Genomic DNA, 10,121 nt, shown 5'->3' on the forward strand with positions numbered 1-10,121 from the left:
GGGCTCCTGCGGCAGACCGATCCCCCGCCCGCTCGGTGAGCGGGCGGGGCGGCAGCGCCGGTCAGCGGCCGGAGATGAGGTTCGCCAGGCGGGCGTAGGCGGAGGTGCGGCCCATCTGGGCCGTCTCGTGGCGGTCCGCGCTGCGGAACAGCGCGTAGATCGCCTGCACGCCGATCCAGCGCAGCGGCTCCGGCTCCCACTGGCGCACCTGGCGGCCGACCCACGGCAGGGCGGTGAGCTCGGTGTCCTGCCGCAGCACGAGATCGCGGAGCGTGCGGCCCGCCAGGTTGGTCGTGGTGACCCCGCTCCCGACGTACCCGCCGGCCCAGCCGAGGCCGGTGGTGTGGTCCAGGTGGACGGTGGAGCACCAGTCCCGGGGAACGCCGAGCACCCCGCACCACGAGTGCTGGATCCTGACCCCGGCGGTGGCCGGGAACAGCGAGGTGAGGATCTTCCGCAGCGCGGCCACGGTCTGCGGCTGGGTGGCGCCGCGCACGTCGGTGCGCGAGCCGAACCGGTACGGCACGCCGCGCCCGCCGATGGCGATGCGCCCGTCCGCGGTCCTCTGCGCGTAGCAGTACGCGTGCGCCTCGTCCCCGAGCAGCTCGTAGTCCCGCCAGCCGATCCGCTCCCACACCTCGTCGGGGAGGGGCTCGGTGACGATCATCGAGCTGTTCATGGGCAGCCACTGACGGTGCTGGCCCCGGATGCTCGCGGTGAAGCCCTCGGTGGCGCGGATGACGTACTCGGCGGTGACCGTGCCCCGGTCGGTGACGGCCGCCGCCTTGCCCTCAGCGGTCCGGGGGCGGATCTCGGTGACCGTGGTGCCCTCGAAGAGGTCGACGCCGAGGCCGGTGACGACACGGGCGAGGCCGACCGCGAGCTTGGCGGGCTGGATGCGGGCGCAGTGCGGGCTGTAGGTCGCCGAGATCGTCCCTGCGACGCGGATGCGGTCCTCCCGCTCCTTTCGGGTGAGCAGCCGCATGTCGTGCTCGGCGAAGCCCCACGTGCGCAGGTCGGCCAGCTCGGCGTGCAGGCGGCGGTTCTGGGCGGGGTTGGTCGCGATGTGGAGCAGGCCGCCCTTGTGGATGTCGGCGTCGATGCCCTCGGCCGCGGCGACCTCGATCACCTCGTCCACCGCGCTGAACATGGCGTGCTGAAGATCGATCATCGCCTGGCGCCCGCGTGCCGCCGCGTGCCGCTCGCGCGACCCGGCGAACTCGGCCGACAGCCAGCCGCCGTTGCGCCCGGAGGCCCCGAAACCGGCGAACTCCCGCTCCAGGATCGCGATCCGCAGGCCGGGCTGGGCCTTCTTGAGGTAGTACGCGGTCCACATGCCGGTGTAGCCGCCGCCCACGATCGCCACGTCGTACTCGCGCGACCCCGGAAGCGCGGCACGGCGCCGGGGGACGCCTATCTGCCGGTACCAGAACGACACCCCGCCGTTGGCGAAGTCGTCCGTCAGGGGGGTGCCGTTCAATCCGTTGCCGCTCATATCAACTCCATGACCAAGGTGCTGTGGTTGCCGGCGACCCCACCGCGCACCGTCATGGGAACCGCCTTCACATCAGAATCGCCGGGTGGACGTGCTTGGGTCGCCGACGCGTCCGCTTTCGTACCGGGGAGCCCGGCTACGAGGGCGTCGGCGGGCCGATCATCCAGAGCACCTCAAGCGGCTCCGCGCCCTCGTTGAGGACGCGGTGCGGGGTCGAGGTCCGGTACTCGATGCTGTCCCCGGGACCCAGTTCGTAGGAGATCGGCGACTCCGGCGGGCCGATCCGCAGGACGGCGCGGCCGCGCAGCACCAGGAGGATCTCCTGGGAGTCACCGTGGGTGTAGGCCTCGTCCCCGGTGGAGGCCCCGGGGTCGAACTCGCCGCTGTAGATCTCCAGGTTCTGGAGGGGCCGCTGCGAGATCAGGTACTTGCGGGTGCCGGGCCCCGTCGGCAGCTCGGGCCGGTCGGACCGGCGGACAAGCCGGTGCCCGACCACCTCGTCCTCGCTGAACAGCTCGGCCACCGTGAGGCCGAGGGCGCCGGAGATCCGCCGCAGCATCCCGATGCTGGCGCTGGCGCGCCCGCGCTCCAGCTGGCTGATGAAACCGGGACTGGCGCCCGCCTGGCCGGCGAGGTCGCGCAGCGTCATCTGGCGCATGGCGCGGTACGCCCTGATGCGCGCCCCGAGGCGCACGGTGTCCGCCTCAGGAGTGCCCACGGCCACGTTGCGAGCCGCGGGCTCAGGCGACATCGAACATCCCGATCTTCGTGACCAAACATTTTGTTTGATCACTGTACAGACGTGCGATCCACCCCTCAACCCCCATTGATAACAAACCAGCCACAACCAGACAAACCGCCCGGCGGTGGAGGTCGGCGCAGCTCGCCTTCCAGGTGCGGTCACGCGAGAACCTACGCGCCCGGCGGTCGCGTGTGATCCCGGGGCCCTTCCAACGGTGCCGTTCCTGTGAGTACATCTACTTGGCACCTGTCCCATGTCCCCGGAAGTAAGGCGGTCCCTGTGAGTCCATCGGCTGAGGCGCACCCGCTTCCACCGGACAGCCACGTGCACAGCGAATGGTCGTGGGACGCGTTGGCGGGCTCGATGGAGCGGACCTGTGAGCGGGCCGTGGAGATCGGGCTGCCGTCCGTGGCGTTCACCGAGCACGCCGACTTCACCTCCTGGATCCTGCGGGAGGACACCCCGATCCCCGACGGGTGGCAGGTGCTGGTGAGCGATCTGGTGCTCACGGCTCCCGAGTTCGACCTCGACGGCTATCAGGAGTCCCTGGAGCGGTGCCGCGACCGCTTCAAGGGCCTGCGCATCCTGTCGGGGGTGGAGCTGAGCGAACCTCACCGGCACGGCCACCGGGTCGGTGAGCTCCTCACGAGGGGGCGGTTCGACCGCGTGCTCGGCTCCGTGCACTCCCTGGCGATCGACGGAGGGTTCGCCGAGATCCTCGACCTCTACCCCGACCGGCCGGCCGCCGCGCTCGTACGCGACTATCTGGCCGAGGCGCGGCGCATGATCGACGGGTTCGGCGACTTCGAGGTCCTCGCCCACATCGACTACCCGATCCGGTACTGGCCGGCCGGCGCCGGGCCCTACGATCCCGCCGCGTTCGAGGACGACTACCGCGAGGTGCTCCGGGCCCTCGCGGGTTCCGGCAGGGCACTGGAGATCAACACCAGGGTGCCCCTGGATCCGCTGGTCGTGCGCTGGTGGTTCCAGGAAGGCGGCCGGGCCGTCACCTTCGCCAGCGACGCGCACGAACCCCTGGCGCTGGCCCGTGGCTTCGCCGAGGCGACCGCGATGGCCGAGTCCTGCGGTTTCCGGCCCGGATCCCACCCGGACGACTTCTGGACCCGGCGCTGACCGCGGCGCGGCAGGGTCCGGCAGATCCGTTCCTCCGCACCGTCGCCACCGGCGTCGACCGGGGCCGCCGCTAGGACGCGGTCTTCGACACCCTCGGCGCGTTCGTCACCGGCGCCACGGTGGCCAGCGGCGGGCGCTCGGCGACGCTGACGTCGCTGAGGGTCGCCTCCCCGTCGAGGCCGAACTGGAGCAGGTTCGTCGCGGGCGCCTCCGAGGCCACGATGCGGCCCTGCCGCTCCAGGCGCGACCAGGCGGTCAGCATGATCTGCCCGGCCATCCGGCCGAGCGCGGCCGTCGACTGGTGGCTGTGCTCGCGGCAGCCGAGGTCCACCTGGGCCATCGCGTCGAGCCCGACGCGTTCCAGCAGGTCGACGAGGAGGCCGAACTCCACGCCGTACTCGGTGACGAACGGCACCTGTTCGAGGACCTCGCGCCTCGCCGCGTACTCCCCGCCGAGCGGCTGCACGAACCCGGCCAGCTCCGGCCAGTAGAGGTTGAGCATCGGCCTCGCGACCAGCTCGGTGACCCGGCCGCCCGCGCCGCGCCGCGCCACCCCGTCAGACCCGGTCAGGGGACGCTCGTAGGCGCCCTTCACGAAGGCGATCTCCGGCCGCGTGAGCAGGGGGCCGAGCAGCCCGGAGATGAAGTGCGAGCCGAAGTTGCGCAGGTCGGAGTCGGCGAACACGACGATGTCGCCGGTCGAGGCCGCCAGCCCCTTCCAGAGCGCCTCTCCCTTGCCGGACAGCGGCGGCAGGCCGGGCAGCACGTCGTCCTGGCGCACCACCCGCGCGCCCGCCGCCGAGGCGAGGGCGGCGGTGGCGTCGGTGGACCGTGAGTCGACCACGAGGATCTCGTCCACGAGCGGGACCGCCTCGACGAGGTCCCGGCGGATGGCCGAGACGATGCCGCCGACCGTCTGCTCCTCGTCACGCGCAGGCAGTACGACGCTCACCGTGGCCGCCCCCTTGGCCCGCAGGAGCGCCTCCGGCGGCCAGTCGGCCGCGGAGCTGGTGTGCGAGCGCGACCAGTCCCTCACGGGAGCCGGCACCCGCGGCGATCGAGAAGAAGGATTTTCCATTCAGCCTGGCCCGTTCTCATGTCATGACGGCGGCGAACCGCCCAGACAGAGCGATCCGAACGTCATTGTTCGGCGAGCCCCAGGAGAGGCGTATGCCGCTTCGTCACTTCCATAACCCGTATCGGCATTATCGGTCCTGGAAATGTCGCCGCACGTCACGCAGAAGCACTCTCATGTTTCCCCGATGTAACAATTACCGGGATCGCTGACCGGATTCTCGCGAGGCCGAGGCCCCCTGCCACACAGTAGCCGCCACGCTCGCGAGGCGGCGCCGCGCCAGGACGTCGACGACCAGCGCGGCCGACCAGCCGAAGTCGTCGCACCCGTGCCCTTCGAGGGTGGAGGGGTCGAAGTACTCGCGAAATCCCGACCGGGTCACCGCCCGGACCATGCCGCCGGCGAGCAGTGCCGCGAGGTCGGGCCTGCGGTGCCGCAGGCCCCGCCAGACCAGCCACGTGAGGTTGATCCAGCTCGGCCCGCGCCAGTAGCGGGCGGGGTCGAACTCCGGCGCGTCCGGCGCGAGGCTGGGCAGCGTCCCGCGCTCGATCCCGAAGCGGTCGACCGCGGTGCCGATCAGCGCGCCCGCGATCCCGGAGGGCAGTCCGGGAAGGATCAGCGGGGTCAGCCCGGCGGCGCTGCCCGAGCGGAGCAGGCGCCCGGTCAGCGCGTCGCGGGCGTGGAAGAGGCCGTCGTCGTAGAGGTGCTCGATCATCGCGACGGTGATCCTCGCCGCCTCCTGGCGGTGCGGGCGCGGGTCCAGGCCGCAGGCGGTCGCGATCTTCGCCAGGGCCGCCTCCGCCGAGCCGTACGCGGCGTTGAACAGCGGGTCCTCCACGGCGAACGCGCCGAGGCCCTGGTAGCCGGCGTCCCGGTAGGCGCGGGCCAGCGCGGTGTAGCGCTCGTAGTCGTGGTCGGTGGGCCGCTCCTCGGCGCTGACGTGCGCGAGGTCACGCCGCTCGACGGCGACCGGGCCGGCGACCACCGAGGCCAGCGGAGCGTCCCACGCCGGGCTGTTGTCCATGCCCGACTCCCACGGGTGCACGATCGACAGCAACCCCTCGGGCGAGCTGCGCGCCCCGCGCAGGAACTCCTGCTGGGCGACCAGGCGCGGGTAGATCCCGCGCAGGAAGTCCGGGTCGGGGTCGGCCGCGTGCACCTGCCAGGCGGCCATCGCGTGCACGGGCGGCTGCACGATGCCGGAGGTGGCGGCGCCGCAGGGGGCGCGCACGTCCCAGAAGGCGGGACCGGGGAAGTACGAGCCCTCGGGCACCTCCGGGTTGAACACGATGTGCGGGACCCTGCCGTCCCGCCACTGCGCCCCGAACAGGGTCACCAGCTCGGATCTGGCCCTGCCCGGCGACCAGTGCGCGTTGCCGATCGTGATGAAGGCGGAGTCCCAGCTCCACTGGTGGGGGTAGAGCCGGCGTGACGGGACGGTGTGGTCGCCGTCCCAGTTCGCGCTCAGCACCCGTACGGCCCGGCGCGTGATCGCGCGACCGTCCCCGCCGGGCTCGCTCGGAGTCCCCGTGACGTCCCGCGCGGCCTCGGGCGGCGTCTCCGAGCCGTTCTCGCCGGCCTCGGGTGGCTTCCGAGCGGCGCTCCGGGCGGGCTCGCGGGGGGTCACAGGAACTTCCCGGCGAACGCCGCCGTCCGCGGCGGGACACCCGGCTCCTCAATAGTGATCACGTGCATGTTCTCACTTATACTTTTAGTCAAGCGAATGGCGCGGACGTAGGCACATCTTTCCCTGCGATGGTCACAAAGAAAACACGCCGAAGCCCAGTGCTTGCGGGCAGGTATTCAGTGGAACCCGCTTATCGGACAAGGCCGCGATGGCGACCCGGTCCTCGTTCCCCCTCGACAGGCCGTGCCGGTCCGCGGGCGTCACCTCGTCAGCGGATCTCAGGGACGTCGCGGTGGTAGCGGATCTCGGGGACCGAGGCGCCGGCGACCTCCCACAGCGATCGGGTGCCGTCGGGGACGAACCCGGCGGAGCCGTAGAAGCGCCGCGCCCGGGCGTTGGCCTCAAGGACCCACAGCAGCAGCCGCCGGTACGAACGCTCCCCGGCCGCCCGCAGGGCCGCGCGGGCGAGGGTGCGCCCGGCGCCCGTGCCGATGACGTCGGGCCGTACGTAGAGGGCGTAGATCTCGCCGTCGCCCGGCCGGGCGTCGGCGTCGCGGCACGGGCCCATGGCCAGCCAGCCCACCACGGCGCCCGCGTCCTCGGCGACGAGGTCGAGCGTGGTGCCGTCGGCGCGGGCGAACCTCTTCCTGCGGCCCCGGGCGTCCTGCTCCACCGAGAGCCCGTCGAGGTAGGACTGCGGCAGGATGCCGGCGTAGGCGGTCCTCCACCCGGCGACGCGCACCGATGACACGGCCTCGATGTCCGGCTCACGCATCTCGCGTACCACGCGCATGTGGCCCAGACCCTCCTCCCACCCGCGTTTGGGCAGGTCATCCTATCGGGGCGGCCCGTGCTGCGCCGGGGAGAAGGGCACGGGGTTCCAGCGGAAGATGAGGTGTGGCAGTGTTGTTCCGGGGGAAGATCTGTATGCCCGATAGGCGGCCGGTGGGGTGGTGCGGTGATCACGGCGCGCAAGCGGTACGGGTGTGGTGGGGGCGAGGGGGACACCTCGTGCCCGGTCGATTACGCTCGCGAACATGACGAACCTTGATCCCCGCTGGGTGCTCAAGGAGCGCCCGTCCGTCGGACTGATCATCGGGCTCGTCGTGGCCGGGATCTGCGCGCTGGTGTCGTTCTCCTTCGACATCTTCAACGGGGACCCCGTCCAGTTCTTCATCGCGCTCACGCTCGCGCTCGCCCCGGTGCCGCTGCTGCTGGCCGGGGTGCTGGCGCTCGACCGCATGGAGCCCGAGCCGCGCAAGGACCTGGCCTTCGCGTTCATGTGGGGCGCGGGCATCGCGGTGCTGGTGGCCGGCATCCTCAACAGCCTGAACCTCCGGTACGTCACCATCGCGACGCAGGACGCGGCCACCGCCCGCAACCTGGTGGCGACGTTCGTGGCGCCCGTGGTCGAGGAGACGATGAAGGGCCTGGTGCTCCTCGGCCTGCTGCGCTGGCGGCGCCAGGAGCTCGACGGCCTGACCGACGGCATCATCTACGCCAGCATGGTCGGCCTGGGCTTCGCCATGAGCGAGAACGTCAGCTACTACATCATGGCGCAGGACCAGCACGGCGTTCAGGGCCTGGCCGTGACGGTGGTGCTCCGCGGGATCCTGTCGCCGTTCGCCCATCCGCTGTTCACCTCCATGATCGGCATCGCCGTGGCGTACGCCGCCCAGAGCCGGGGCCCCGTGCGGGGCTGGGTGGTGGTCCTCGGCTGGATCGGCGCGATCATCCTGCACGGCATCTGGAACGGCTTCACCTCCTACGGCGGCTTCCAGGGCCTGGCGCTGGCGTACTTGCTGCTGATGATCCTTTTCTTCGTCGAGCTGAGCGTGATCGTCAAGGACCGCCAGCGCATCGTGGGCCTCATCCAGCGCTACCTGCCGCCGTACGGCGGGCTCGGGCTGGTCACCGACGTCGACATCTACATGCTCTCGTCGCTTCAGGGGCGCCGGCAGGCCCGCCAGTGGGCGAAGGCCTACGGCGGTCCCGCGGGTCTGCACGCCATGCGCGACTACCAGGTCACCGCCACCGAACTGGGCCTGCTCCACGAGCGCGGGGTCCGCGGCGTGATCGACAGGGACACCTTCGAGACCCACAGGGAAGCCCTTCTGGCTTGCATGAGCGCGGCCAAGGCGGCGTTCCCTGTCCCCGAGCGGCACCAGGCCACGATCGCCCGGGGGATGGCCCCGCCGGGATACGCGCCGGGCCACGACACACGGCACTCCGCCTCGCCGTACCCTCCGCAGGACGGGCTGCCCCGCGACCCCTACCAGCCGGACGGCCGGCGGGCCGACCCCCGGCCCCCCGCCCCGCCCTCTTCCCCGCCGCCTCCGGGCACCCAGGGCGCCGGCCCGTACGGCCCGCCCCAGGGCAACCCGTACGGCAACCCGTACGGCAATCCGTATGGCCCGCCACAGGGCAACCCGTACGGCAACCCGTACGGCCCGCCACAGGGCAATCCGAACGGCAACCCGTATGGCCCGCCACAGGGCAATCCGAACAGCGATCCGTACGGCCCGCCACAGGGCGATCCGTACGGTCCTCCGCCGGGCGGCCGGGGTGGCGGTCCCTATGGCCCGCCTCCGGGGAATCGGGACGGCGACCGGTAGGACCACACCCGTCGCGGGGAGGCCGCCCCGCCGGGCCGATCGCCCTTGCCGGTGGGGCCGTCGCGTGTTTCAATCGCGGTACGCGGATGCCGGTGGCCACGTCCGATGATCTTTTCCGGGTGGCCGACCAGGAGGCGTACGAGTGCGCCCTGGCGCCGTTCGCCGTCGCCTCTTCCAAGACATCTCACGACTTGTCCTGGCTGCTCGCACGCGTCCTCTGATGCCCGGAAAGGACACGGCACGATCGCGCTCGCATCGATCGCCGTCCCTCGCGGCGGCATCCGCAACGTGAAGAGGAAGCACTGTGAGAACCAAGGCAAAAGTGGCGATCATGACCGCGCTCGCGGTCGTGGTCGCCGGGCTGGCGACGCTGTCGTTACAACACTCGGCCGACGCGCACGGAACCATGCAGGCCCCCGCGAGCAGGACCTACGCCTGTTACACCGACGGGCTCACCTCCAGCAACGAGATCAAGCCGAAGAACCCCGCCTGCGCGCAGGCCGTGGCCGTCGGCGGCACCCAGCCGCTCTACGACTGGTACGGGGTGCTCCGCTCGGACGGCGCCGGCCGTACCCGGGGCTTCATCCCCGACGGCCAGCTCTGCAGCGGCGGGTTCGCGAAGTACGCGGCCTACGACGCGGCCAGGGCCGACTGGCCCGCGACCGTGCTGCAGGCGGGCGCCATGTACGACTTCGTCTACGGAGCCTGGGTGCCCCACCCCGGCGGGTTCAAGCTCTACATCACCAAGGACACCTACAACCCCACGCAACCGCTGACCTGGGCCGATATGGAAGAGCAGCCGTTCCTGACGGCCGACCCCGAGCCCGCGGTGACCAACGGCGCCTACCGCTTCTCGGGCAGGCTGCCGAACAAGTCGGGTCGCCACGTCATCTACTCGGTGTGGTACCGGTCGGACAGCCAGGAGACCTTCTACGGCTGCTCCGACGTGATCTTCAGCGGCACCTCGACACCGCCGCCGAGCTCGCCCCCGCCCGGCTCGCCTCCTCCGAGCTCGCCGCCGCCCTCCACCCCGCCGCCGATCTCGTGCACGGCGACGGTGACGCTGGCGAACTCCTGGTCGGGCGGGTTCCAGGCCTCGGCGACCATCAAGAACACCGGTAGCACCCCGATCAACAACTGGTACATCCAGTGGACGATGCCGATGGGGATCACGATCACCCAGGCGTGGAACGGGACGTCCATGCAGAGCGGCCCGAGCGGCATGATCCACGCGGCCTCCTGGAACGCCCAGCTTGCTCCGGGGGCGTCGGCGACCGCCGGGTTCCTCGCGAGCACGACCGGAAACGTGACACCGACCTTCACGGGGGTGAGCTGCGGCTAGGGCCTGTCTCAAAGCCTGGTGAGCCAGTCGTTGATCGCGGTTATGTGGATGGCGGCTTGGTAGCGGACTGCGAGTTTGTCGTATCTGGTTG

The 10,121-nt window shown here is 71.3% G+C and carries 9 protein-coding genes; 4 read left to right on the plus strand and 5 right to left on the minus strand.

Annotated elements, in window-relative coordinates; genetic code table 11:
* Nucleotides 1-61: 61 nt before the first annotated feature.
* Both ACGFIV_RS31030 and ACGFIV_RS31035 read right to left on the minus strand, forming a co-directional pair.
* The gene (locus tag ACGFIV_RS31030) at nt 62-1,495 is read right to left on the minus strand and encodes an FAD-binding oxidoreductase (protein WP_358557902.1); all 1,434 of its coding nucleotides are present in this window, start codon (nt 1,493-1,495) and stop codon (nt 62-64) included.
* Nucleotides 1,496-1,631: 136 nt separating this feature from the next.
* On the minus strand, nt 1,632-2,246 hold the full coding sequence (locus ACGFIV_RS31035; RefSeq protein ID WP_392838401.1) for a helix-turn-helix domain-containing protein: 615 nt from the start codon (nt 2,244-2,246) through the stop codon (nt 1,632-1,634).
* A gap of 270 nt (nt 2,247-2,516) precedes the next feature.
* Between ACGFIV_RS31035 and ACGFIV_RS31040 the strand changes: the two genes are divergently transcribed.
* A complete protein-coding gene (locus ACGFIV_RS31040) occupies nt 2,517-3,371 on the plus strand; it encodes a PHP domain-containing protein (RefSeq protein ID WP_392838402.1) in 855 nt (284 codons plus the stop codon).
* Nucleotides 3,372-3,441: 70 nt separating this feature from the next.
* Here ACGFIV_RS31040 and ACGFIV_RS31045 read toward each other — a convergent pair whose 3' ends face one another.
* The 3 genes from ACGFIV_RS31045 to ACGFIV_RS31055 all read right to left on the minus strand — a co-directional run bounded on the left by ACGFIV_RS31045 (nt 3,442) and on the right by ACGFIV_RS31055 (nt 6,866).
* Entirely contained in the window at nt 3,442-4,449 is a 1,008-nt protein-coding gene (locus ACGFIV_RS31045; protein WP_392838403.1) for a glucosyl-3-phosphoglycerate synthase, read from the minus strand.
* Nucleotides 4,450-4,642: 193 nt separating this feature from the next.
* Nucleotides 4,643-6,073, minus strand: a complete 1,431-nt coding sequence (locus ACGFIV_RS31050) for an amylo-alpha-1,6-glucosidase (protein WP_392838404.1) — start codon at nt 6,071-6,073, stop codon at nt 4,643-4,645.
* Nucleotides 6,074-6,341: 268 nt separating this feature from the next.
* On the minus strand, nt 6,342-6,866 hold the full coding sequence (locus ACGFIV_RS31055; RefSeq protein ID WP_392838405.1) for a GNAT family N-acetyltransferase: 525 nt from the start codon (nt 6,864-6,866) through the stop codon (nt 6,342-6,344).
* A gap of 244 nt (nt 6,867-7,110) precedes the next feature.
* Here ACGFIV_RS31055 and ACGFIV_RS31060 point away from each other — a divergent pair, with 244 nt between their 5' ends.
* The 3 genes from ACGFIV_RS31060 (at nt 7,111) to ACGFIV_RS31070 (ending at nt 10,030) form a co-directional block, all read left to right on the plus strand.
* A complete protein-coding gene (locus ACGFIV_RS31060) occupies nt 7,111-8,688 on the plus strand; it encodes a PrsW family glutamic-type intramembrane protease (RefSeq protein ID WP_392838406.1) in 1,578 nt (525 codons plus the stop codon).
* A 92-nt stretch (nt 8,689-8,780) separates the two neighbouring features.
* Nucleotides 8,781-8,909 (plus strand): hypothetical protein, encoded by a 129-nt coding sequence (locus ACGFIV_RS31065; RefSeq protein WP_392838407.1) that lies wholly within the window; start codon nt 8,781-8,783, stop codon nt 8,907-8,909.
* 83 nt (nt 8,910-8,992) lie between these two features.
* A complete protein-coding gene (locus ACGFIV_RS31070; RefSeq protein ID WP_392838408.1) occupies nt 8,993-10,030 on the plus strand; it encodes a lytic polysaccharide monooxygenase in 1,038 nt (345 codons plus the stop codon).
* The last annotated feature ends 91 nt before the right edge of the window (nt 10,031-10,121 follow it).

The sequence above is a fragment of the Sphaerisporangium sp. NPDC049003 genome, from assembly GCF_043197795.1.
Lineage (GTDB): Bacteria > Actinomycetota > Actinomycetes > Streptosporangiales > Streptosporangiaceae > Sphaerisporangium.